The organism is Liquorilactobacillus mali KCTC 3596 = DSM 20444 (genome assembly GCF_000260415.1).
GTDB lineage: Bacteria > Bacillota > Bacilli > Lactobacillales > Lactobacillaceae > Liquorilactobacillus > Liquorilactobacillus mali.
The window spans coordinates 35,226-59,879 of sequence record NZ_BACP01000048.1 but is presented as its reverse complement, the minus strand read 5'-3'; the positions used below and the strand labels follow the sequence as shown (position 1 = coordinate 59,879).

Here is a 24,654-nt window from a genome sequence, read left to right as displayed (position 1 = left end):
ACCCAATCTGTTAGAAAAAACATTATTAACCCACGAGACTAATCACTGTACTTATCTGCCTCTTTAACAAATGGCATCTTAGTACGCAACTCTTCACCGACTTTTTGTAATTGCGATTGTTCCATCTTACCGCGATAATCGTATAGTTTCTTAAATCCATTACGATAATCTGCCATGAATTCCTTGGCAAATGAACCATCTTGGATTTCATGCAAGTTTTCCTTCATTGCTTTTTTAGACTCCTCATTAACAACTTTTGGTCCACGTGTATATGAACCATATTCGGATGTATTTGAACAGTCTCTGTACATCTTGGCAAAGCCACCCTCATAGATCAGGTCACATATCAATTTCATCTCATGGTCCACTTCAAAATAAGCAAGTTCTGGAGAGTATCCGGCCTCAACCAATACTTCAAAGCCAGTCTCGATCAAGGCTGTTACACCACCCATTAAAACATTTTGTTCACCAAATAAATCTTCTTCAGTTTCTTCTTTGAATGTTGTCTTCAGCAATCCAGCTCTTGCTGCCCCATTAGCCTTTGCAAATTCTTTTGCAAGATCCTCTGCATGTCCTGATACATCTTGGTAAGTTGCGTAAAGTGCAGGAACACCGAATCCCTCCATATAAGTTCTGCGGCATAAGTTACCTGGTCCCTTTGGTGCCATCATTACAACATCCACATCTTCAGGTGGAACAATTTCTTTGTAATAAACGTTAAAACCGTGTGAAAATCCTAATACATTACCGGCTTCAAGGTATGGTGCAACTTCTTTTTTGTAAATATCCGACATGACTTCATCCGGAGTAAGCATTTGTACCCAATCTGCCTTTTTTGCAGCTTCAGCAACTGAGTACACTTCAAAACCATCATTCTTTGCTTTATCAAATGATTTTCCTGGACGTATTCCAACAATTACGTCTACACCTGAATCACGCAAATTATTTGCTTGTGCATGCCCTTGTGCGCCATATCCGATAAACGCAACTTTCTTACCTTCCAAATAATTAGTAGTAACATCTTTTCCATATAACATATCAACTGACATTTTCATTTTCCTCCAAAGTTTTTAGTATAATAAGCTTTCATATATCATATTATTTGTGTAAAATATAATTGTGATTGGCATAGCAAATAAACATATGATTACCGTCATTGTGCTTATTCAATTGTCATCTGGCGTTCTCAAACATTTTTGGCAATTCCGTTTTTCTGAATTATTTTGGCCTATATTTTTTGCCCATTCTATTTGATTCCGAACATCTCATGATTTGATGACCCAGGTGCTATCATCGGGGTTACCTCTTCAAGTTGCGGCACTGGTGCCTCTACCAAGACACAGTGTTTCTGGGAAAAAACATCTGCCAATGCTTCTTTCCAATTATTCGGATCAAGTTTTATACTTTCAATTTCGTATGCTTGAGCAATACCAAGAAAATTCGGCTGCTTATCAAAAATCGTTTGTGAACGTCTTTTTTTGTAAAATAAATCTTGCCACTGTCTTACCATTCCTAATGCATGATTATTGATAAGAATAATTTTTAAATCTAAATCATATTGTTTAATTACCGCAAGTTCTTCAAGTGTCATTTGAAATCCGCCGTCGCCGACGAATAACACGACTGACGTCTCTGGATGGGCAAGTTTTGCACCTATCGCAGCTGGTAATCCAAAACCCATCGTTCCCAATCCACCGCTTGTTATTAATTGTCTTGGTTTACAAAATGGATAATACTGCGCGGCCCACATTTGATGCTGTCCTACATCTGTCACGATGATAGCTTCATTACGCGTCAGTTTTCCCACTTCTTCAATAACTTCTTGCGGTTTTATGACTCCTTTTTGCTGTTGATAATGATATGGATATTGCTTTTGCCAGCTTTGCAGCTGCAGTCGCCACTGATCGATTTTTCCTAATTCAAAATTGACTTTTAGTAACTGTTGGAATACATCCTTAGCATCGGCTACTTTGGCCAAGTCAGCCACAATAATTTTGTTCAACTCATGCGGATCAATATCAAAATGAGCAATCCATGCCTTGGGTGCAAACTCGGATGGGTTAGTTGCCAATCGGTCATCAAACCTTGAACCAACATTCAATAAAAAATCACATTCAGCTAATGCCATGTTGGCTGCATATGTACCATGCATTCCTCCCATCCCTAAGAAAAATTTCTCATTTTTTGGTACAACTCCTAAGCCTAGCATTGTTGAAACAACAGGAATCTGGTGTTTTTCTACAAATCTCCTAACTTCCTGACTTGCATTGGCACTGACAATTCCTCCTCCTATAAGCAAAAGCGGCTTCTTAGACTTCCGTAATTTCTCAACTAATTTTTCTCTTGCTACTCTACCCATCTTTAATGAATCCTTGCCTGTTTTCGCTAAACTAGTTGAAGTGCTGGCAAATTCCTTCATAACATTTTTTGGCAAATCCACAACAACTGGACCAGGTCTTCCACTTGCAGCTAACTTAAATGCTTCGCGGACTACTTCAGGCAATTCTTTGGCAGTTGTAACTTGCCAACTTCTTTTCGTGATAGGCCTTGTTATCTCAATAATCTTGGCTTCTTGAAAGGCATCTGTTCCTAGAGCAGTAGTCGCAACTTGTCCAGTAAATACTACAAGCGGAACAGAATCACTTTTTGCATCTGCAATTCCTGTAATTGCGTTTGTTGCTCCCGGTCCTGATGTTAAAAAAGCAACCCCAACCTCACCCGTTGACTTTGCAAAACCTTCTGCAGCGTGAACCGCACCTTGTTCGTGACGCACTAGAATATTGTGAAATGAATTTCGGTAGATCGCATCATAGAGGGGCAAAACCGCACCACCTGGATAACCAAACACAACTTTTACTTTTTGTTTCACAAGTTCATCCAAAAGTAGGTCGGCACCCATTTTCTTAGTAGAATTTGCTGTAGAATTTCTTCTTAGCTGTCCTAACAAATCATCACCTCCACTTAAAATTGATTATGAAAAACCTTGAATCACCTCCCTTTATCATCTTTTTTACATAAAAAAACATCCATCATTTTCCGTGATGGATGTTTCCTTCTTACCCATCACACTACATTAGTTCATGCGATGGATTTCTAATTTCTTAGGCAACTAAAAATTACCTAGACATCAAATCACAATCGCATGTGTTAATAATGACTAAGCTAATAATAATAATGTTCACTAGGTAACTTCTATTCATTTTTCCCATGCTCATGTGATTCAACCTCCTTACAAATTAAAATTCTATATTAATTAAAATAATTGTGTATAATCCTTGTCATACCCACATGCTGAACAATACTCTCTATTAGGCGTTAAAGAACCGCAATTAACACAAATTCCAACTGCAATTTCTTCTCTTTTGTCTAAAGTATTTACAAATTTTTTGCCACATTCAACACAATAATTACCTTGTGGTACGACCATGCCACAATTACAACATACCTGCATCTCGTACTTTAACTCCATGAACATCCCCCCAACCACTAACTAAGTTAGAGTAAAAGTGACATGTTGCATACAAGTTAAGACAACTGTTACTTAAATAAATTCTAAGCTAATAATTAAAACTACCTGAGTATAAATTCATTTCACGAGAGTTATACTACGCGCCTTCTTTTTTTTAGTCAACCCACTTTTTTCATAAAAATCAAAAAAAGTTTCTAAACAATTTTATTTTATTATTCTTTTAAGTCTTAAAACCCTATAACAAGGGTATTTTTAATTTTCTTAAATTTATAATCTGATTATTTTTGTAAAAAAGTTTGACAAAAAAGTTTTTTGTGTGTATATTCACAATTAATAAAAAAAGAAGAAGGATTAAAAATGACTGAGACAGCTTACATTACAATTTTAATTATTATCAGCACGATTATTATCAACTAATGCGGGCTGCTTTTTGTTGTCCGCAAATGCGGACAGCCTCGGTCAAGCCAAGAGCTGTTTAAGCTCTTGGCTTTTTTCTTTGTTCTAAAAAGGGGGAATTTAAAATGTCATAATAAATTGTTAAATAAAAAAACAGTGATTACTCAAATCATAATTTTAGGAGGATATTTATAATGACTACTGCTACAAAAACAAGTGTTACCTTACCAAATCTCAATCATCCAACCTTGGCACGTGATTCTGTCAAAACAGTAATCCTAGCTTCAATGATTGGCACTGCAATTGAATTCTTTGATTTTTATGCTTATGGAACAGCAGCTGCTACATACTTTCCAAAAGTTTTCTTTCCTGAAGTAACAACTACAATTGCCACACTGCTAAGCTTGCTAACATTCGGTGTAGCCTTTGTTGCACGACCGCTCGGATCATTTGTCTTTGGTCATTTTGGAGACAAGGTTGGACGCAAAAAGACATTAGTTGTTTCGTTACTGCTCATGGGTGGTTCGACTGTATTAATTGGACTGCTGCCTGATTACAATACTCTTGGATTACTTGCTGTTATCCTACTCTGTGTTTGTCGATTCATTCAAGGAATCGGACTTGGAGGCGAATGGTCGGGTGCTGCACTCGTTGCTACAGAAAATGCACCAGAAGATAAACGTGCACTCTATGGTGCTTTCCCCGAACTAGGAGCTCCACTTGGTTTCTTTTTAAGCAATGGTTTGTTCTTCCTGCTTGAGTCTTTCTTAACTCCTAGTCAGATGCTTGCATTCGGATGGCGCGTACCTTTTCTCGCCTCCGCAGTCCTAGTAATTGTTGGTTTCTGGGTCAGAACAAAAATGCAAGAAACTCCTTTATTTAGACAAGCACAAGCTAAACAACTAACTTCTAAATCTCCTTTGGTACTCGTGTTTAAAAAATCTTGGCGTCAAATTATTCAGGGTACTCTGATCGTTGCAGTGACATACACATTATTCTATACATTAGCAACTTGGTCTTTAACTTATGCAATAACCAATTTAGGTTTTTCTAATCGTGAATATTTATTTTTATTGATGGGTGCTATTATTGTCTTTGCGCTTTTAATCGTATATGCTTCCAAACTAGCTGACGTCTTCGGCCGCCGTCGAGTTTTGTTAGCCTCTTCAAGTGCGTTGATTGTCTTTTCTCTACTCTTTCCCTACCTCTTACAAGGACAGCGTAACTTTGCTGGTGCTGTTATCTTTTTGGTCGTTGGTTTTACCCTGATGGGAGTTGCCTTTGGACCAGTTGGAGCTTTATTGCCCGAACTATTCAAGACAGAAGTTCGCTACTCTGGTGCTGGGATTTCCTACAATCTAGCAGCGATAGTCGGGGCAGCATTTACACCTACCATTGCAACCTGGTTAGCAGCTAATTGGGGAATAAAATTTGTTGGGCTTTACCTTGGTATAATGGCTGTTGCCTGCCTGATTTCACTTCTGACAGTAAAAGAGACAAAAGATGTTGATTTTTCTGAATAAACAAGAAATCGGCATATAAAGTAGTAAAATGCTTCTACAATTTTATTTTATATTATAAATTTGTTAAAAATATAACTGTTATCGAATCAAACTTCACATATTCTATTGAAGTTTGATTTTTTAGTGTATCTTAATGATCACACCACTAACTGATACTTTTTTATAGTTCATAGCTGACGCCAGGCTTTTAAATTACTGTTATTATTGTAAAAAAAAAGAGCTCCGAAGAGACTCTTTTTATCCCACTTTGTGTCTTACTAATAGTGGGGCCATTATCTGTGTTATTCTTTTTCATCTGTTGCTGGTTCCGCATAACTAACCGAACCATTCTTTCTTTTTGTAACCATTGTTATCCATAGTAATAATAATGAGACCACTATGAAAATAAACATTATTCCAATCGAGAATACAACTTGACCAGAACCTAATCCAGAGGTCAAAGCCTCACGGAACCCAAGAATTGAGTAAGTCATTGGCAGATATGGATTAATTGCCTGGAAGAATCCATCCATCCCATTTGTAATATTAATTGGGAACGATCCTCCTGAGCCCCCAAGTTGAATGACTAAGAGAATCATTGCAACAAATCGCCCAGGATTTCCACCTGCTATCGATAGGAACATTATCAAGTACATCGCAGTTAGCGAGAATACTATTGCATTTAGAATCATTTGTACAGGATGGTCAGGTACAAGCCCTACTGCTATCATCAACAAGGTTTCAACCAGTGCTGTCCCAACAGCAACCACTGCACCGATACTAATCTTGCTCAAGAACCAATCAGTTCCTGTACCATCTGGTGTTGACAGGCGACGAATTGGATATACTAAGTTAAATACTAGGGCACCAACATATAATGCAACTGAAAGCATATATGGTGCAAGTGCGTACCCATAGTTTGGAACAGTACTATAATTCTTATGAGCCAGTTTAGATGGTGTAGCAAACATGTTTGCTGTCTTGTTAGATGTCTTAACTGCATTTACCTTCTTAGCACCTTTTCCCAATGCCTTAGCAAGAGCCTTGTTACCATCAGTTAACTTCAATGAGCCTTGTATCAATTTTGAAGAATTATCATTGAGCTGACTTGTCCCACTTGCTAATTGGTTAACACCAGAAGAAAGTGTTGGAACTTTACTATTAAGTTGATTCAAACCACTTGCAAGCTGTGCTGTTCCGCTATTCAAAGTAGCACTATTGCTATTTAGCTGGCTTGTCCCACTTGCTAGTTGACTTACACCTGAAACAAGATTTGGAACATTGCTGTTAAGTGTACCTAAACCTGTTGCAAGTTGTGATGCTCCACCTGTAAGAGAACTGTTATTGGCAACTAATTGACCTGTTCCAGAAGCGAGCTGACTAACTCCTGAGACAAGAGTTGGAACATTGCTGTTTAACGTTCCTAAACCTGTTGAAAGCTGTGATGCTCCACTCGTAAGAGATGAATTATTAGCCCTCAATTTACTTGCACCCGAACTTGCCTGATCAGTCCCAGCTGTATAAGTTGATACACCACTAACTAATTTTGAAATCTCAGAACTTAAAGTGGAAGTACTTGCAATTGATGCAACTTTGCTTTGAATAGCATTTGATGAAGTTAAAGATGTTGCATCAATACTTGGACTACTTGCATTAATTTCTGAGTTGAATGTATTTGCACTGCTTGCAGCGGTATCTGATAGATCCTTTAGTTCGGCTACTTTATCAGTTAAGGTTAAAATTGATTTAACCATTGTTTGTGCATCACTATCCGTTAAACTATTGCTTGTTGTCACTAGATTATCTAAACTATCCACAGCCGTACTCAACGACTCCATCTTTGATACCAATTTATTCATTGGTTCTAATTTACCAGAAAGTGATGATAAATCTGTCTTTTCACTTAATGTTGTCGCAGCTGCTTGAATATTACTAATTTCAGCAATATTACTTGTAGTGCTTGTATTTGCACTACTATCCGATGCACTACCAGACAAAGCTATAATTTGTGCTAATTTTGCTTTATCTGCATCCGTCATATTACTTTCAGACTGCATACTTTTAGCAAGTGCAGAGACAGTTGATGAATTAGTTGCAATTTGCTTTAAGCTGGCTGTTAAACTAGTACTAAATTCTGTCTTTGCAGCCGCTACAGTTGACAATGTCGTTTGTAACTCTGCGAGCATAGACTTAATATTACTTGTCTGCCCCGCCAAATCCTTCAATGTAGCTAACTGCGTCTGAAATTCAGTACTATTCATCTCTTCATTTACCTTAGCCATTGAACTGGCCATAGTGGAAACACTGTCTTTATTTGCTTGAAGAGCACTATTTATCTGATCAATATCCTGAGCCAACACATTATTCATGACATAAAAACCTGCAGCCGCTGTTGGTAGTTGTGAAGTCGAACTTGCTAAAGACTGCATCCCACTATTAAGTGTATCTGAATTACTAGAAAGTTTACTTAATCCACTTGATAGTGTACCAACACCGCTCGTATAGGTCCCTAATCCACTTGCCAACGTATTTGAACCTGTAGCTAACTTACCAACACCACTTGCAAGTGTACCTGTACTTCCATTCAAAGTTTGGACACCATTGTTAACTTTGGTAACTCCGCTTGTATATGAATAAATTCCACTTGCTAACGTGTTTGAACCTGTTGCTAATTTGCTGACACCACTTGCAAGTGTACCCGTGCTGTTATTCAGTTTCTGTGTCCCATCATTAACTTTAGCCACACCAGCTGTGTATTCTGATACACCACTTTGTAACGCAGTTGCCCCAGTTGTTAACTTAATCACACCTTGGCTCAGTGGTACGACACCTGTTTGCAGCTCTATCACACCATCATTAATCTTCTTAACACCTGCAGTATATGTGTTAATTCCATCTGATAATGTCGTTGAACCTTTCTTTAGCTTATTAGCTCCTTTGGAAGCTGTTGTAAAACCTGTTCCAACCTTCTTGATTGTTGCAAACATTGTCTTTGCATAAGCCTTCGTCACAGTCGCATTGATTTTAGTGTTAAGCTGCTTTGCCCCCTCTTCACTAATAACCTTACCTATATAGTTGAGAGAGTCATTTGTCTTATAAGTTAATCTCATTTTCTTAGGATTCTTATTCAAGACAGTTGTTGCATTTTTCGAAAAATTCTTTGGAATAGTAATAATTGTATAGTACTTCTTGTTTTTCATCCCATCCAAAGCCTTCTTTGCAGATACAAAATGCCACTGCAAAGAGTCATTTTTCTTTAATTCCTTAACTAGTTTGTCCCCAACTTGCATTTTCTTTCCGTTGTATGAGACCGCCTGATCTTCATTGACCACAGCAACAGGCAAGTCCCCAGCATTGCCATAAGGATCCCATACTGATTTCAAGAAGAATACTGAGTACAAAAATGGTATGAACATAATTGCTGAAATGGTAGCAATAAGCAACTTGTGATTCAAAATATTTTTGAACTCTTCTTTAATCATATTCACTTTTCTCTCACCTCTACATTTTTTAATCATCTACTTCAACAATCTATAATATACACTCAACATCCACGAAAAACAAGAATACCATGTACTTGTCCTTTTCATTAATTAACCTTATGAATTTCTTAATAAATTAGCAATATCAATTGAAATGCACAAAAAAACTAGCCTCTTTATAAGGCTAGCTTTCAATGTATATAAACTATTTAGAACAAATTACTGAAAAAGTTTTTAATTGAGCGACCCATGATAACAAAGATATTTGCTTTCTCTATCTTTTGTGTATTCACCGCTGCTAGCTTCAATTTGGTTGAACCGTTTAAGAAACTTAGTTGCTGTCCTTTAACACTAAGCGATAAAGTACCTACATTCTTACCCTTCGCCAAAGGTGCTTCTAAACCACCGTTCTTATATAATTTCTTATTCGCGGCTAACTTCGCTGAGATGTTCTTGGATGATACACCATTCTTAAGCCAAATATTAGTAGACTTCTGGTTAACAACCTTAGCAGTTAATTTTTTACCATGGAATGTAGGTAAAGAACTTGCTTTCTTAAATGTCTGATTAGCAGCAATCTTCGTATAAGTAAAGTTGTTATACACATACGACATCAATTTTTGTGTTTGGGTAAATCTGGACATATCTGTATCGCTCGTATGTTGAGCACCCATTACAACAGTTATTATCCGGTGGCCATCTTTGTGAACCGTTCCGGTAAAATCGGCTCCGGCGGAATCTGACGTTCCTGTCTTCAATCCGTCAACTGGCAATTCAGTGTACGCACTCGATAATCCCTTCAACATCCAGTTCCAGTTTTCCATTTCAGTTTCACTAGTACCATTATTGAACTTCATTTTTGTGATACTTGTCGTTTTTAAGATGTCCGGATAATACTTCAGGATTTTCTCTGCTACAAGTGCCATATCCTTTGCAGACAACTTATTAACTGCATCCGATGAAGCACCTGGATACTTAGCATTGCCTACTTGATCATTATCGAGCCCCGATGAAGTATATAATTCAGCATCTTTAATACCCCAGCTCTTAACTAAAGACCTCATCTTATCAACAAACTTCTTTTGTGATCCGGACACCGCATTGGCAAGTGTCATGACTGCACCGTTAGCCGAATAAATCAAACTTGCTTGATAAAGCTGTTTAACTGTATATGTATGATTTTTCAATAATGGCACATTTGACATTGTCGTATCTTGACTCACCTCATAAGAATCACTATCAACCGAGACCTTCTGATTCCATGATAGTTTTCCTTCTTTAATTGCCTGTAATACCAAATAAATTGAAATCAATTTACTCATAGATGCAATTGGCAGAGCCTGATTTTCATTTTTTGCATACAGAATCTGGCCAGTCTTTGCATCCACAGCAATTGCAGACTTAACGTCCAAATTCAAATCCTGTACATTGGTACTATCCGCACTAACTTGTGGTACACCAAATATTCCTGCGCTTGCAGCAAAGGCCGTAGTTGCAACTACTAAGCCTAGGAAAAAATTTTTTGTTCTTTTAAATAACATTTTTTTCTGTCCTTTCAAATTTTAGATCTATTCTAGAATACCCAAAAAAGACCAATGTGACAATAACGATTAGTCCTTTTCTTCAACTTTTTCCCGCTGCAACTCGATCTCCTGGTTAACTGGAAAATGCATAATAAAGCTTGTTAACTTATCATCTGATTCAGCATAAATATACCCATGATGCAATTCAACAATGCTCAAGGCAATCGCAAGTCCTAAGCCACTCCCACCGGTTTCCTTAGAACGCGAACTTTCTACCCGATAAAAGCGATCAAAAAGTTGTGCCAAGGCCTTCTTAGGAATTGCCTTACCATCATTAGATATACTGACAACAATTTCTTTCTCGGATACTTTCTTTGCATCAATACAAATTGTTTTGGCACCCGCTCCATACTTCAAAGCATTAGTAATCAAATTATTAAATACACGTACCAACTTTTCTGCATCCGCATCCATTAATAATTTGCTTTCTACTTTTCCAGTCTGGATAACCACATTCTTCTTTTTTGCCTCTAGCTCAAAAGATATAGCCAATTGTTCAAGCAACTGTCCCAAATCAATCTGACTCAACTTAAGTGGCGTAGACGTCTGCCTTACCTTTGTATATTCAAATAAATCTTCTACCAGTAATTTCATTTGTTTTGCCTTAACATAGGCCGTGTGCGTATACTTCAAGATATCTTTTTCAGAATGATATTGTTTTTCCTCAATCAATCCTAAGTATCCAATTATCGAGGTCAGAGGTGTCCTAATATCATGGCTAACATTCGTTACAAGCTCATCCTTTGACCGCTCGATCTTGCGCTCTTCTTCCATTGCCCGCAATGAACTATCAACGAGTGCGTTAATACTTGAAATAACACGCTGCATATCTCCTTGTAATCGGAAAGGGATTCGATGATCCAAGTGCCCATCAGCAATATAGTGTAACTCAAATATGACGTGCTGTAACTGCATTTGGCGATATCTTCTTAGTAGACGCCAATAAACAATAAACACGTCTATTATCAACATTGCTGTCAAAAAGACCCAACCCCAACTCCAAAATTGAATATGGTTTGGACCAAATGCTAATGACATCTTTATTTGAAAAATTCCGTTAGCAAGTTCTGGATTTGACTCTATTAATTGATCCAACAACACATATATCGATAAATTAAGTAGTAAGAGCAAAATAATGGTTACGACTCCTTCACCGAACAATTCACTCTTTTCACGTGCGGTGAGTTTCACTTAACCAGCTCCATTCTAATGTGTTTCTACTTTATAACCGACACCCCATACGGTTTGAACAACTTTCTCGCCATTAGTGGCCTCTTCAATTTTATCACGTAAATGACTAACATGAACCATCACTGTCTTTGCTGAAACAACAGATTCCTGCTGCCAAACGCGCTCAAAAATATCATCTGCTGAAAAAACACGATTTGGATGACTAGCCAATAAATATAAAATTCCAAATTCTAAAGCTGTAAGTTGAATTAATGTACCATCCGTTGTCTCAACTTCATGTGAGTCTTTCTTGATCACTAATGGTCCAACTTTTAAAATATCCGGTGTCTCATTCTTAACCATGTGTTCTGCACGTCGTAGTAATGATTTAACACGTGCCATGACTTCTAACGGATTAAAAGGCTTCGTTACATAGTCGTCTGCGCCTTGAATCAAGCCTTGAATTTTATCCATGTCGCTTGCCTTTGCAGAAAGCATTAAGACGGGAATTTGTGAATCTTTACGAACTTCCTTAATAACCTCGCTGCCATCCATTTGCGGCATCATAATATCTAAAATCATCAAACCGATTTCTGGATTAGTATTTAACTTTGTAATTGCTTCCTTGCCATTATATGCCTTCTCAACTTCGTAACCTTCATTTTCAATATAAATACTCAAAAGTTCTACAATATCTTTATCATCATCTACAACTAATATTTTCATAATATTTACCTCTCAGATATAAGATTAAAGTTTCCATGCCTTGTTATGTATTCTTACAAAGCACCATATGGTAAAAGTACCATACTTTATAAGTCAATTGTAGCAAACTACAAGGCTATCGTATCTAAAGAATTCCTTAAAATCAAGATTTAACACATATATGTCTTGTAATTTCTCAAGGTATTCACAAAAAATTCATAAATTAATATCTTGTGCGCAAAGCAATCCATTTTAAAATATCTATGTTATTATTTTAATGTTGAGATGTCATTGACATTTTGGACTATATTATGATTTTTTTATAAGGAGATTATTAATTATAATGACAAAAAATTCAAAAACACTTTACCAACATGGAACTCTTGCATTACTTGTTCCGGGTCTTCTCACTGGGACAATCACTATGGGTGAGTTACTTACTCACGGCGACACTGGTATTGGAACTGGTGAAGGCCTTGACGGTGAACTCATTATTTTGAATGGTATTCCCTACCAAGTGGACAGTCATGGAAGTGCCAACGTACTTAAAGATGACTTTATCATGCCATTCGCTAACAGCCATTTTGCTAACTATACTGAACTTGGTACAATTAGCAATGCTACATCGGCTGATTTTGAAAAAACCGCACTCGAAGGCAAACCAAATTCAAATACTTTCTTTTCAGTCCTAGTTAAGGGAACCTTCAGCTACATGAAGACTAGAGCCGTTGTCAAATCATCAAGACCTTTCTCAACGCTCGCTGAGACTGCAAAGAATCAGAGCATATTTGAAACAGAAAATGTCAAGGGAACAATGCTGAGCTACTATTCCCCAGCCCTGTTTCACGGTGCAGCCGTTGCAGGATTCCATAATCATTTCTTAGCTGATGATCATTTATTTGGAGGCCACATCCTAGATTTCAAGATTGCAGAAGGAGCTGTTTCAGTACAGCAATTTGATACTCTTGAGCAGCACTTACCAGTTGACAATAAAGAATTCATGAGTCATGACTTCTCAAAAGATGATATAGCTAAAGCAATTGCGGATGCTGAATAACAATAATTGCAAAATCTTCCAAATTGTTTTAAATATTAACGAGTGATTCTCAAATACGTTTATACTTGATAAAAAAGGAGCTAAGTCAAAGGTTAAATTTTGACTTGGCTCCTCTACTTATTCTGGATAACCACGTTCCTTAAACCAGCATGGCACTCAACTCTAATAAAAAATTATTTTCATATTGGCATCATCGTCTGCTAAAGTTGACAGAATACGCCAAAACTGCAAGAATCTTAGCAACTTCATGTCCGGTTCCTGCACCGCCACCGCCAACTTTGGGGATCAGCGTATGATTGACATCAACTGCACTACTTGAAGAACTAAAAAACTGATTGAGTAATGCATTATGGCTTTGACTCATATTATCCCTGAAACTGTAGTTACTTCCCTGCGTATAATAATCTTCTATTGCCGGTTTAACAAAATTTTGAAATTTTGTTTTCTTTGAGACATATACCTTAATATCTTTCTGGTTTCCATCCGAATTGTTATAAATTCCATTCCAATTATTTTGCAGCTGATAACCATATTTTTGCATGGTGGAGGCCACAACATTGATTGGATAAAAGCCATCTTGTTTCGGTAATATATCAGCCTTTACAATTTTACCTGTATCTTGATTAATAAAGTAAACATAACTTACTGTTTCATCCTCAATTTGTTGTTTTTCAACTGAGCTCACTTCATCTTCATCAGTTTCATCCAAGCCGTCAATATCACTCATCATTGGAACTTGCGGATATACTTTTTGATCTGATTCTGAACTTGTTTCCGAATTCGACTCCGAACTTGATTCCGAGCTCGATTCTGAATTTGATTCTGAACTTGAATCTGAACTTGTTTCCGAGTTCGATTCTGAACTTGAATCAGGAACAGGCACCGGATTAGGATTTATTTCAATTGGTAATAAGTTGACTTCATAAACTGTAGGTTGTCCATCTTGAGCAAATTCAATGCCATCTGTTGGTAGGGTGCTAGACTTAACAAAGTATCCCTGATTTTCAATTAATGCTATATCATCTGTTAATTTATAGCTTGAAGTTGTCCCAAACTTACCATTAAGTTGTTTTTCAAGAATCACATTACCCGTCGAACTATCAATAAACCGTATTATAATTTGCTCATCTTTTGGTGAATACTTAACAACATAGTCTGTATCGCTGCTGTCTTGGCTTATATTGTCAGTCTCCGGAATCGTTGCCTGGTCTGCAGTATATCCCTTAATTTCTGGTGAAACAACTTCGCCAAAAGTGGTTCCATTCTCTGGTGTCCATGTGCTCGTTGTTTCACCTGTCACTTCATCTTTTATAACTTCATTAGTAAATACCAATTTTTGAATGCTATCAGCAGCTACTTTTTCTCCGTCCTCATACTCATAACTGATCTTTTGCTGTACAGTTTTCTCTGTATTCGTCTTAGTTGTTTTGTGTTTCAAATACACCGAAAAGGTCTGATCTTTTGTATCATCAACATCAAAGCGAGAGGAACTCGTCAAATCTGTTTTAGTAGTGTCAATTTCATATCCCTCATTCTTATAATCTTCTATCTTTGCATCAGGATATTTGATTATTGAATTAGAATTTCCGCTAATACTACTTGAGTCCAGTATTTTACCTGTATTCTCATCTATATAATTGATTGTCGCATTCTGTGAAGCTACATACTTCATATAATCAAATCTAAATGTTTGTTCAGCCGAAAATGCGCCCGTTGAAGCAGCAATTGAGAATGAATACTGTGGATTTTGGGAATTTATCTTACTAGCTAAGCTCTCACTGAAAGTTGTATTATCTAGCACAACACTAAGTATTTTAGTTGCTGAATCGTACTTTATATCCAGATCGTGCAATTGACCATCCTCAAAATCTGATCCCATCCCTTGTACAGATTGTTGATCAATTGTTCCTCTTCCAGTTGAATCTGTTGATACAAATGCTCCATATGGTGTTGGCAATCCTTCATCTGAATCACCATCTACCCCACCATAATTCGCATATGTGTCAAGCTTCCAACCAAACACACTTGGAACACCATATATTCCAACATTTCCTCCATAAATATTATTACTGCTGCTATATTGGCTTCTATCGCCTTGGTAAAAGGCAAAGCCAATGCCATCAGCAACCTTATTTGCGGCTGTACTCTTTCCAACATTGATTGCACCTTTTATTTCAAAAGAATTGTTTAAATTAATTAATCCTTTAAAAGTAATGTTTCCTGCTTGGCTGGTAGTTGTAGTAAAAACTTGTATGCCAGTTGAACTATCGTAATTATTAACCGCATTCCCATTTTGTGTAAAATAATTCAGGAAATCATCTTTTGAAATTGTCGTATACGCATCAGTATTAGATTGATCTGCTGCTGGATTTGTTTCCTCTGTACTTATTTCAGGAGTAGCCGCATTAATATTAGAAGTAATAGGAACAGAAATTAGGGCCCCTGTGACTAAACTTGTGAGAACCAAAGTATTTTTCTTCCTTATTATTCTAGCTTTTTTTCTCATGCGCTTCCCTCCCCACGCCAGTAATAATAGTTTTCTTAATTTGTTTTACTTGATCGATACTTACGTTGCTTTATTTCCACTATCTTCTCGCCCAGTTCAGCCCAATCAAGTGGTGTTGGCGGCTTTAGCCAAATAACTTGGTTAAACAGATGATACTCAATATACTGGTCACTTAGATATAAATCTGTTTCACTTGTCAATACATTTGAAACACTCACATTAATATTCACGTAACTCTTAAAAAGACTCAGAATATAAGAATTTACATATGGGCCACCCGAAAAATCTATACATAGTGTTACTCGATCCCTCTTTGAAAAAGGAATTTTAGAGGTAAGCATCAAAGTCATTATGTTAAAATATGCCCTTTTTTTATCGGGAAGTACCCAGTGCTGGGCTATCCCATCGACTACTCTTCTTACCTTGTTATCTAAAAATGGATAAACATCTGCAAAATACTGAATGTTTAAACTAAACTGATCCGTCTGGATAAAACAAATCTTATCCAAAATTACTTGTGAACTAATCTCATTGCAAAGTTTTGCTTCCTCGTCCTGATAACTATCATTCTCACTAATTAAATCTTTTATGCCATTTAAAAGTACTAGCGATATTTTTCTGAATTTTTCGCGTTCTTCCTTCTTAAACGAATTTATCGTTAATTTCTCAACGTTAAATATTCCCGTATAATAATAAAATTGAATAATGAATAGTGATTCCCTCAATAATTTTTTCCTTGATATTGGTAAGAAACTTAATAATGAAGGTTCAGCTAATTCATTAGCAATAACCAAACTGCTATCTGAAATAAACTTCTTGTTCAGTACTCTCTTCTCTATAATCCAAAGCATTAATTCCGCCTTAAACTTTTGTATATTTGAAATAGTTTGCGAAACATTAAAATTTCTCATACTTAATCGTTCAAGTTTCTGGGGAAAAGCACCAAAAAAGACAAAAGAATTATAGATGAAATACCGTAAACTAGCTTCTTCATCTGCATAACGAGTGAGCGAAAATTCCTCATACAATTTGTCATACTTATTTTTTTGTTGGTAGAAAAAGGTTTTTGGCCACGAATATTTTATTTCTATCTTCTGAAAGCTCGGAAAATCTCCCCCACTAAGAATCTCTACCATCAGAATTCGAATTGGTGATAATTCAAAATAATACTTTTTTATCATACTTAATGTATGACGCGAAAAATTCTTGGCAGGAATAACTGTGTGTGTATTAATAACCATACCTGGATACTCCGTCAATAGCTTAATATCATAATTTAGGCTCTCCAATAGATTCGCAATTTTGTAACGAGACATATTCATGCTCTCTTGCAAACTTTTAAGTTCAATTTCACTGTTGGGATTATCCAAAATTGCTGTAAATAGGTCAATTTTGTCACGTTCAAAATCATTCAAGACATTCAAAAATTCCATAATTTGTACACCTTTACTCAAAAAGCTAGTATTTGACTTCATTTTTCTCAATTATATCAAATTAGTTTCAAAAGTTATACAAAATTGTTAAACCAATTTTTATTTATCTTGAACATACAGTAATTATATCGCTCCAAAAATTTATTCTGGTTTCTTTTTTTCTTTTTTTTAAACAATTAAAAACATTCATTACACATCTGTCATTAAAAGCTTTATGCACTTTTTTGCTAATAAAAAAATATTTATTCATTAAATTAAGAAATAATTGGTTTTTTATTAAAAAACTATTGAAATGCAAAATAAAATGAGCTATAGTTATCATCATCAAAATGAATTGTTATTCATAAAAAATGAATTTAAAGGAGTGATTTCATGCACGTCGCAATTTTAGGAGCAACTGGATATAGCGGCAATGTTCTCTATAATTTATTGTCACAGCATCCTAATGTTGAAACAATAAATCTATATGGTCATGAAGGGGGCAAGAGTTCTCGCTTCCTAGATAATGAAGTTCCGGCTTTTTTTTCAGCTCATATAGCTATCTTGCCGTTCGACCCCAAAGAAATCATGGCAAATAATGATTTGCTTTTCTGTGCGACCCCTGCTGGAATTACTAAAGACTTAATGGAACCCTTTATATCAGCCGATTTTCCGGTAATTGACTTATCAGGTGACTTTCGTTTAACAGACCCTGCTACCTATGAGAAGTGGTATCACAAAGAAGCTGCACCTGTGGACTTATTAGAAAAAGCTGTTTATGGTTTAGCTGAATTTCCGGAAGAGAAAGCTGGCAAGTATATTGCCAATCCTGGATGTTATGCAACTGCTACATTGCTCGGGTTAGCACCCTTAGTCATTAAACATATGATTCAAAAAGATTCGATTATAGTTGATGCAAAATCAGGTGTTTCGGGTTCAGGGAGAAAGTTAAGTTCAAGTAGTCAATATAATTTTATAAATGAAAATGTATGGCTATACAAAATGAATAAGCATCAGCATATTCCAGAAATTATGCAAAAATTAAATGAATGGGATTCTCATATTCCGGCTATTCAATTTTCAACAACTCTAATTCCTGTTACTCGTGGAATTATGGCAACAATCTATCTTAAGCCACTTAAAAAATACACTAATGAACAATTGTTAGAATGTTTTCACCAATTCTATGATGATGCACCTTTTATTCGTTTCAGAGAAAATGATCTACCAACTATTAAAGAGGTCACCGGTTCTAACTTCTGTGATATTGGAATCAACTACAATCCAATCACCAATACGATTACCATTGTTTCTGTAATCGACAATTTGATGAAAGGCGCAGCTGGACAAGCTATTCAGAATTTCAATATTCTTTGTAGCTTAGAACCCACTAGCGGTCTACCACAATTACCAGTTTTTCCTTAGCACATAAATCTAAAGGGAGTATCAAAAATGATAAATACTAATAATTTTATTGAAACAGATTTTGAATGGCCAACAGGATTCTATAGTGATGCAAAGCATATAGGTCTCAAACATGAGAAATTAGATTTTGGCTGGTTGTATTCCGAAGTACCAGCTGCTGCAGCTGGAGTCTACACAACTAACAAGTTTTGTGCAGCTCCAACGGCTAAAACAAAAGAGATCGTCAGTCAAAACCACAAGCTCCAAGCAATTATTGCTAATAGTGCCATTGCAAATTCTTGCACAGGACTTCAAGGAGAAAAAGACGTTCTCACAGAACAGACATTAGTTGCTGAAAAATTAAATATTGAGCCTTACCTTGTAGGTGTTGCCTCAACTGGACTGATTGGGACATGTTTACCAATGAAAAAGATCAAAAAAGGCATTGACGGATTATCATTAACTTCCAGTACTGACCTTACAAAGGCAATTTTGACAACCGATACAAAACAAAAAATCATTAGTATTACTTTCAAAATACAAGGAATTACTTGTAAAATGTCTGGCTTTGCTAAAGGATCTGGGATGATTCATCCCAAAATGGCAACAATGCTTGCCTTTATCACAACAGATGTTGCAGTAGGCGATGATACTTTACAGCCATTACTTAACGAATTAACCGATGTTACCTTCAATCAAATTACAGTTGATGGTGATACTTCAACAAATGATATGGTTCTTACACTAGCCAATGGGATGGCAAATAATGAGCCATTAACTAATGAAAGTCCAGATTATCAGGTATTCAAAGAAGCACTCCACTTTGTTTTACAGAAATTAGCGCAAAAGATCGCTGCTGATGGTGAGGGAGCAACCAAATTAGTTGAAGCAAATGTCTTGGAAGCACAAAGTAAAATGGATGCACAAGCAATTTCTAAAGCAATTGTTGGCTCAAGTCTTGTTAAAGCAGCACTTTTTGGAGCAGATCCTAATTGGGGAAGAATTATCAGTACCATTGGGGCAACTCCAGCAACATACAATCCCGAAACAATTGATATTAAAATCAATGAATTCTTAGTCGTTAAGCAAAGTCTAGCCGTTGATTTTGATAAAGAAGAAGTCAGCGATAGCCTCAAGCAAGATGTGATCACTTTAACTGTTGACCTACATGATGGGCAATATGATGGTCAAGCATGGGGCTGTGACTTAACTTATAAATATGTAAAAATCAATGCAACATACAGTAGTTGATCATTAGGAAAGGAGGGTTCAAGATGGAGAACTTAATTGTAATTAAAATTGGTGGAAATTCGATTGAAACATTGACCACAAGTTTTTTCTCACAAATTCGTCAGTGGATGCTGGCAAAAAAACATATTTTAATAATCCACGGCGGTGGCAGCAAAATTTCAGAATTATCTGACAAGCTTAAGATTCCTGTTAAAAAAATTGACGGTATGCGAGTCACGGATACGGCAACACTTGAATTAACACGAATGGTATTACTAGGTCAAACACAACCACAATTATTAATGAAATTAACGAAAGCCGAAATCCCTGCGATTGGTTTGAACGCAGCGGATGAATCCATCTTGAATGGATCCTTTCTTAACAAAAAAAAATACGGCCTAGTCGGTAAAATTGATAAAGTTGACGACACATTACTCAGTGAGGTCTTAGATAAGCATATCGCAGTTTTGGCTCCAATGGTTTTAACAGATGAGCAACAATGGCTAAATGTCAATGCAGATACCGCAGCTTCAAAGATAGCAGGCCTTCTAAAAGCAGAAAAACTGTATCTGATGACGGATGTTCCTGGAGTTCTCCATGAGGGAGAAATCGTCCGAAGTCTCTCACCTAGCACTGCAGCAAAACTACAAGAACAAAAAATTATAACTATGGGAATGCAGCCAAAGATAAAAGCAGCCTTTAGTGCATTAAATCTTGGTGTCCCAAGCGTTCAAATTACTAATCAACTTACTACTTTAGGAACAACTATTATCCAGGAAGGAGCTAATGAAAATGCAGTCTATTTTTAAAACATATAACAGATTTCCCTTTGAAATAGTTAAAGGTGAGGGTGTCACTCTATTTGACGAAACGGGGAAAAAATATCTTGATTTAACCAGTGGAATTGGGGTTTGCAACTTGGGATACAGTTCAAAAAAAGTCAAGAATGCCGTGAGTGCACAGTTAGACAAAGTCTGGCACACTTCAAATCTCTATGAGAGTCAGTTGCAAGAAAACGTTGCGGAATTATTAATTAAAGGTGCCGACAAAAAAGTATACTTCTGTAATTCAGGAACAGAAGCTAATGAAGCAGCATTGAAGTTAGCTCGTAAGGCAACTGGGAAAAGTAAAATGATGGCCTTTGATCACTCCTTCCATGGTAGAAGTTATGGCTCTCTTTCGCTAACTGGCAACGATAAGATAAAAGAAGGATTTGGTCCATTCTTATCTGATATTGAATTTGAAACATACAATAATTTTGATTCTATTGAAAAAATTGATAATTCATTTGCTGCTGTTATCTTGGAAGTAATTCAAGGAGAAGGCGGCATCGTAGTTGGAAATTACGACTGGCTGCAAGCTGTCGAAGCTAAATGCAAGGAAACTAATGTATTGCTGATTATTGATGAGGTTCAAACAGGGATGGGAAGAACAGGTAAGCTCTTTGCCTATGAAAATTATGACTTAGATCCTGACATTATAACTGCAGCAAAGGGCCTTGCAAATGGTATTCCAGTCGGTGCAATGATTGGAAAAGCCGAATTAGCCGATTCTTTTGGCCCCGGCTCTCATGGTTCAACTTTTGGTGGCAATCCGCTTGCAATGAGTGCTGCAAGTGCTGTATTAGAAACACTAGATAATGCTTTTTTAGACGATGTCCAACAGAAAGCTAGTTTTCTCTGGTACTTCCTTGAAAAAGAAATTTCTTCTTTAGAAGGTGTTGACTCAATTTCTGGCAAGGGGTTAATGATTGGTATCCATATTAATTCTTCTATTCCTGTTAATCAGGTAATCAATGAATTACACAAAGTTGGTGTGCTGACTCTTTCATCCAGAGGCAATACTCTTCGTCTTCTTCCACCTTTGACAATTATGAGCTCTGAATTATTGGAGGGTGTTAAAAAAATAAAAGAAGTCCTACAAAATGCAACTGTGAGCTTATAGGAGGCGCAATATGAATCACTTTTTTGGTAAACCTTTCCTTAAAGAAAACGATTTTTCTGCTAAGGAACTTAATTTCTTAATTAATTTTGCAATTCACTTAAAAGAATTAAAAAAGCAAAATATTTCCCATCAGTATCTCGCTGGGAAAAATATTGCGCTTTTGTTTGAAAAATCATCTACGAGAACCCGTTCAGCATTCACTGTTGCTGCAACAGATTTAGGCGCACATCCTGAATTCTTGGGTAAAAACGACATTCAGTTTGGAAATAAAGAATCCGTTGCGGACACTGCGGTCGTGCTCGGCAGTATGTTTGATGGAATCGAATTTCGTGGTTTTTCACAAGAAATTGTAACAGAATTGGCAGCAAAAAGCGGTGTCCCAGTCTGGAATGGTTTAACGGATGATTGGCATCCAACACAAATGATAGCCGATTTCATGACACTCAAGGAACATTTTGGAAAACTCAAAGGGCTGACACTTACTTATGTAGGCGATGGCCGCAACAATATGGCCAATAGTCTCTTGATGACAGGTGCAATCCTTGGCGTAAATATTCACATTGGCTCACCTGGATCTCTTCAACCTTCAAAAGAAGTTCAAGACCTAGCATTTGAAGAAGCAAAAAAAAGTGGTGCAGAACTGCTGATAACTGATGATGTTCAAAAAGCAGCAGCGAATGCCGATGCCCTTTATACGGATGTTTGGGTATCGATGGGCGAAGATGTTGATTACGGTGAGAGAATTAAACTGCTTCTTCCCTATCAGATAAATGGTGAATTGTTAGAAAAGACTGGTAAAGAGAATACAATCATCCTGCATTGCTTACCTGCATTTCATGATAAAAAGACGACCATTGGAAAAAAGTTAGCGGACCAATACAATTTGGAGTCGCTTGAGATCACAGATGAGGTCTTCAAGAGCAGTAATTCGGTTGTATTCCAAGAAGCAGCTAACCGTATGCATGCAATCAAATCAATTATGGCTGCAACATTAGGACATCCGTTCATTCCTGAAGAATACTTTGAATAAAAATATTATAGACGTACCTGTACAATTCAGCAGGGTAAACCAGTAAAAATGTAGTATAAATCAGAAAAATTTGAGTACAAACACGAAATTATGAGCACAACAAGTACTATGACGGAAAATTTTGGCTCATGGAACATGTTTACCCAGAATAAATAGAAGGAGCTAGGTCATAAAATTTGACCTAGCTCCTTGCTGATTATATATACATATCAGAAAAACTACATTTTATACATAAGGTTTTCTATTAATCACAACGACGACCACTTTTTAAATCTTGCGTCCAGGATTTAAAATATTATTAGGATCGAATGTTTGTTTAACCTTACGCTGTAAGTCAACAACTTCTTGGCCCAATTGTGAAACAATCCATCCATATTTGAGATCGCCAATTCCATGTTCTGCTGAGATTGTTCCACCTAATGATTGTGCAAAAGCAAAAATCTTCTCAATTGCGCTTTTCACATCTTCTGGAATTGTATCCAAATCTCTGGAAATTGCAATATTTGGATGGAAATTACCATCACCTGCATGACCACCTAAGAAAACCTTTACTGGTGATGTAAAACTAAGATTATCTACAAATTCCGCAAGTTCAGGCAACTTAGAAAGTGGTACTGCAACGTCTTCGACCACTAGTCTCCCGTAAGCTGCTTCTGCTTTGTAATAATCCTGTCGTATTTTAACAATCTCTTTTGCATATTCAGGGTCATCTGTTACTGAAACATGCAAAGCGTTATTCTGCTCCAGCGTCTTCTTAAGCGCCTCTAAAGCGCCAACTGGGGTTACATCCAATTGAAAAATCAATAAAGCTTCTGCGCCTTCTTTGCCCATATCTGTTCCCTCAAGCGAATCAAGTGCTTCTATTGAAGTTTTATTTAATGCTTCCATCATTGACGGGTTCAAACCACTAGCCGATATCTTCTCAACCGCAATACTTAATGCCTTCATATCGGCAAATGTTGCCAAACCTGTTGTTGAATTACCAAAGGGAATAGGCAAAATTCGAACTGTTGCTTCCACTACAACGCCAAGCGTTCCCTCCGAACCAACAAATAAATCTGTCAGATCATATCCCGCATTATTTTTAAAGCAGCGTCCACCAGTTTCTACTACTGTTCCATCAGCCAGTACAATCTTCAATCCCAGTACTGATTGCTTTGTCGTTCCGTACTTTAAGGAACTCATACCGCCAGCATTAGTTGCAATGTTTCCCCCAACTGTACTTATTGGTTTTGAACCAGGATCTGGTGCAAAAAAATATCCTTGTTTGCGGACTTCTTCATCCAAAGTTCCATTCAGAACTCCAGCTTCTACTACGGCAGTTTGATCCGCTGTATTAATTTCGATAATTTTGTCCAGTTTTGCTAAATTCAAGACAATTCCACCATTTTCACCAGCTGAGCCATTAACAATGGAAGTCCCACCACCATAGACTGTGACCGCAATTTTTTCTTGGTTAGCAAATCTAACTGTCTCCTGCACATCTGCAATACTCTTAGCATTTATCAATACAGCAGGTTTACTCCCCGTGATTATCTCTTGCGTGAATTTATTCTGGCCATAGTTCTCCAGTATTTTTTCATCGCTCACTATTTCTCCTGTAGATAATTGTAATTTGCTTATATCAAATGTCATATTTTAACTTCCTTCCTATGAATAAAAAGAGTCGTCCTTCTTACATGAAGGACGACTCTCGCCGCGGTACCACCTTGATAAACTTAAATTGCTAAGTCCTCTCTAATGCAATAACGGGCATTTCCGTAA

Annotated in this window: 17 protein-coding genes and 1 other annotated feature (1 of these 18 cut by a window edge); of the genes, 7 read left to right on the top strand and 10 right to left on the bottom strand. The window is 36.8% G+C overall.

From position 1 onward, the window contains the following. Positions 1-38: 38 nt before the first annotated feature. The 3 genes from ilvC to GSM_RS08795 all read right to left on the bottom strand — a co-directional run bounded on the left by ilvC (position 39) and on the right by GSM_RS08795 (position 3,469). A complete protein-coding gene (gene ilvC, locus GSM_RS08805) occupies positions 39-1,049 on the bottom strand; it encodes a ketol-acid reductoisomerase (RefSeq protein ID WP_003689128.1) in 1,011 nt (336 codons plus the stop codon). A 197-nt stretch (positions 1,050-1,246) separates the two neighbouring features. Further along, a complete protein-coding gene (gene ilvB, locus GSM_RS08800) occupies positions 1,247-2,899 on the bottom strand; it encodes a biosynthetic-type acetolactate synthase large subunit (protein ID WP_050901471.1) in 1,653 nt (550 codons plus the stop codon). A gap of 354 nt (positions 2,900-3,253) precedes the next feature. Continuing rightward, positions 3,254-3,469 (bottom strand): hypothetical protein, encoded by a 216-nt coding sequence (locus tag GSM_RS08795; protein WP_003689131.1) that lies wholly within the window; start codon positions 3,467-3,469, stop codon positions 3,254-3,256. 590 nt (positions 3,470-4,059) lie between these two features. Between GSM_RS08795 and GSM_RS08790 the strand changes: the two genes are divergently transcribed. Then, on the top strand, positions 4,060-5,388 hold the full coding sequence (locus tag GSM_RS08790; protein ID WP_003689133.1) for an MFS transporter: 1,329 nt from the start codon (positions 4,060-4,062) through the stop codon (positions 5,386-5,388). 281 nt (positions 5,389-5,669) lie between these two features. On the opposite strand, the gene GSM_RS08785 is transcribed toward GSM_RS08790, so the two are convergent. From GSM_RS08785 to croR, 4 genes are all read right to left on the bottom strand, one after another. Further along, a complete protein-coding gene (locus GSM_RS08785; protein ID WP_010078133.1) occupies positions 5,670-8,849 on the bottom strand; it encodes a YhgE/Pip domain-containing protein in 3,180 nt (1,059 codons plus the stop codon). Between the two features lie 209 nt (positions 8,850-9,058). Beyond that, entirely contained in the window at positions 9,059-10,390 is a 1,332-nt protein-coding gene (locus tag GSM_RS08780; protein WP_003689138.1) for a serine hydrolase, read from the bottom strand. A gap of 69 nt (positions 10,391-10,459) precedes the next feature. Then, on the bottom strand, positions 10,460-11,623 hold the full coding sequence (locus tag GSM_RS08775; protein WP_003689140.1) for a sensor histidine kinase: 1,164 nt from the start codon (positions 11,621-11,623) through the stop codon (positions 10,460-10,462). Between the two features lie 15 nt (positions 11,624-11,638). Then, the gene (croR, locus tag GSM_RS08770) at positions 11,639-12,328 is read right to left on the bottom strand and encodes a response regulator transcription factor CroR (RefSeq protein WP_003689142.1); all 690 of its coding nucleotides are present in this window, start codon (positions 12,326-12,328) and stop codon (positions 11,639-11,641) included. Between the two features lie 322 nt (positions 12,329-12,650). Between croR and budA the strand changes: the two genes are divergently transcribed. Continuing rightward, positions 12,651-13,364, top strand: coding sequence for an acetolactate decarboxylase (budA, locus tag GSM_RS08765; protein ID WP_003689145.1), 714 nt, complete (start codon positions 12,651-12,653; stop codon positions 13,362-13,364). 190 nt (positions 13,365-13,554) lie between these two features. Here the strand turns inward: budA and GSM_RS08760 are convergent, their stop codons facing one another. Further along, on the bottom strand, positions 13,555-15,870 hold the full coding sequence (locus tag GSM_RS08760) for a lectin-like domain-containing protein (protein ID WP_003689147.1): 2,316 nt from the start codon (positions 15,868-15,870) through the stop codon (positions 13,555-13,557). Between the two features lie 35 nt (positions 15,871-15,905). Continuing rightward, entirely contained in the window at positions 15,906-17,303 is a 1,398-nt protein-coding gene (locus GSM_RS08755) for a hypothetical protein (RefSeq protein ID WP_003689148.1), read from the bottom strand. A gap of 372 nt (positions 17,304-17,675) precedes the next feature. Between GSM_RS08755 and argC the strand changes: the two genes are divergently transcribed. From argC to argF, 5 genes are read left to right on the top strand one after another with little or no spacing between them, the layout of a single operon-like run. Beyond that, the gene (argC, locus tag GSM_RS08750; RefSeq protein ID WP_003689149.1) at positions 17,676-18,707 is read left to right on the top strand and encodes an N-acetyl-gamma-glutamyl-phosphate reductase; all 1,032 of its coding nucleotides are present in this window, start codon (positions 17,676-17,678) and stop codon (positions 18,705-18,707) included. A gap of 27 nt (positions 18,708-18,734) precedes the next feature. Then, a complete protein-coding gene (argJ, locus tag GSM_RS08745) occupies positions 18,735-19,937 on the top strand; it encodes a bifunctional glutamate N-acetyltransferase/amino-acid acetyltransferase ArgJ (protein ID WP_003689150.1) in 1,203 nt (400 codons plus the stop codon). 23 nt (positions 19,938-19,960) lie between these two features. Next, positions 19,961-20,725: an acetylglutamate kinase gene (gene argB, locus GSM_RS08740; protein WP_003689151.1), complete on the top strand. Its 765-nt coding sequence runs from the start codon at positions 19,961-19,963 to the stop codon at positions 20,723-20,725. Further along, entirely contained in the window at positions 20,709-21,860 is a 1,152-nt protein-coding gene (gene argD / locus GSM_RS08735; RefSeq protein WP_003689152.1) for an acetylornithine transaminase, read from the top strand. The genes argB and argD overlap by 17 nt, the downstream gene beginning before the upstream one ends. A gap of 10 nt (positions 21,861-21,870) precedes the next feature. Next, positions 21,871-22,890 carry an ornithine carbamoyltransferase gene (gene argF, locus GSM_RS08730; protein WP_003689153.1) on the top strand — a complete coding sequence of 340 codons (1,020 nt, stop codon included), beginning with the start codon at positions 21,871-21,873 and terminating at the stop codon, positions 22,888-22,890. Between the two features lie 267 nt (positions 22,891-23,157). On the opposite strand, the gene GSM_RS08725 is transcribed toward argF, so the two are convergent. Then, positions 23,158-24,525, bottom strand: coding sequence for an FAD-binding oxidoreductase (locus GSM_RS08725; protein WP_003689155.1), 1,368 nt, complete (start codon positions 24,523-24,525; stop codon positions 23,158-23,160). A 44-nt stretch (positions 24,526-24,569) separates the two neighbouring features. Then, positions 24,570-24,654, bottom strand: a binding site (T-box leader) (it continues 131 nt past the right edge of the window).

What these genes read in the sequence shown, in the direction of transcription:
- ilvC (WP_003689128.1), bottom strand. Translation starts at nt 1,049, where the DNA reads ATGTCAGTTGATATGTTATATGGAAAAGATGTTACTACTAATTATTTG.
- ilvB (WP_050901471.1), bottom strand. Translation starts at nt 2,899, where the DNA reads ATGGGTGCCGACCTACTTTTGGATGAACTTGTGAAACAAAAAGTAAAA.
- GSM_RS08795 (WP_003689131.1), bottom strand. Translation starts at nt 3,469, where the DNA reads ATGGAGTTAAAGTACGAGATGCAGGTATGTTGTAATTGTGGCATGGTC.
- GSM_RS08790 (WP_003689133.1), top strand. Translation starts at nt 4,060, where the DNA reads ATGACTACTGCTACAAAAACAAGTGTTACCTTACCAAATCTCAATCAT.
- GSM_RS08785 (WP_010078133.1), bottom strand. Translation starts at nt 8,849, where the DNA reads ATGATTAAAGAAGAGTTCAAAAATATTTTGAATCACAAGTTGCTTATT.
- GSM_RS08780 (WP_003689138.1), bottom strand. Translation starts at nt 10,390, where the DNA reads ATGTTATTTAAAAGAACAAAAAATTTTTTCCTAGGCTTAGTAGTTGCA.
- croR (WP_003689142.1), bottom strand. Translation starts at nt 12,328, where the DNA reads ATGAAAATATTAGTTGTAGATGATGATAAAGATATTGTAGAACTTTTG.
- budA (WP_003689145.1), top strand. Translation starts at nt 12,651, where the DNA reads ATGACAAAAAATTCAAAAACACTTTACCAACATGGAACTCTTGCATTA.
- GSM_RS08760 (WP_003689147.1), bottom strand. Translation starts at nt 15,870, where the DNA reads ATGAGAAAAAAAGCTAGAATAATAAGGAAGAAAAATACTTTGGTTCTC.
- GSM_RS08755 (WP_003689148.1), bottom strand. Translation starts at nt 17,303, where the DNA reads ATGGAATTTTTGAATGTCTTGAATGATTTTGAACGTGACAAAATTGAC.
- argC (WP_003689149.1), top strand. Translation starts at nt 17,676, where the DNA reads ATGCACGTCGCAATTTTAGGAGCAACTGGATATAGCGGCAATGTTCTC.
- argJ (WP_003689150.1), top strand. Translation starts at nt 18,735, where the DNA reads ATGATAAATACTAATAATTTTATTGAAACAGATTTTGAATGGCCAACA.
- argB (WP_003689151.1), top strand. Translation starts at nt 19,961, where the DNA reads ATGGAGAACTTAATTGTAATTAAAATTGGTGGAAATTCGATTGAAACA.
- argD (WP_003689152.1), top strand. Translation starts at nt 20,709, where the DNA reads ATGCAGTCTATTTTTAAAACATATAACAGATTTCCCTTTGAAATAGTT.
- argF (WP_003689153.1), top strand. Translation starts at nt 21,871, where the DNA reads ATGAATCACTTTTTTGGTAAACCTTTCCTTAAAGAAAACGATTTTTCT.
- GSM_RS08725 (WP_003689155.1), bottom strand. Translation starts at nt 24,525, where the DNA reads ATGACATTTGATATAAGCAAATTACAATTATCTACAGGAGAAATAGTG.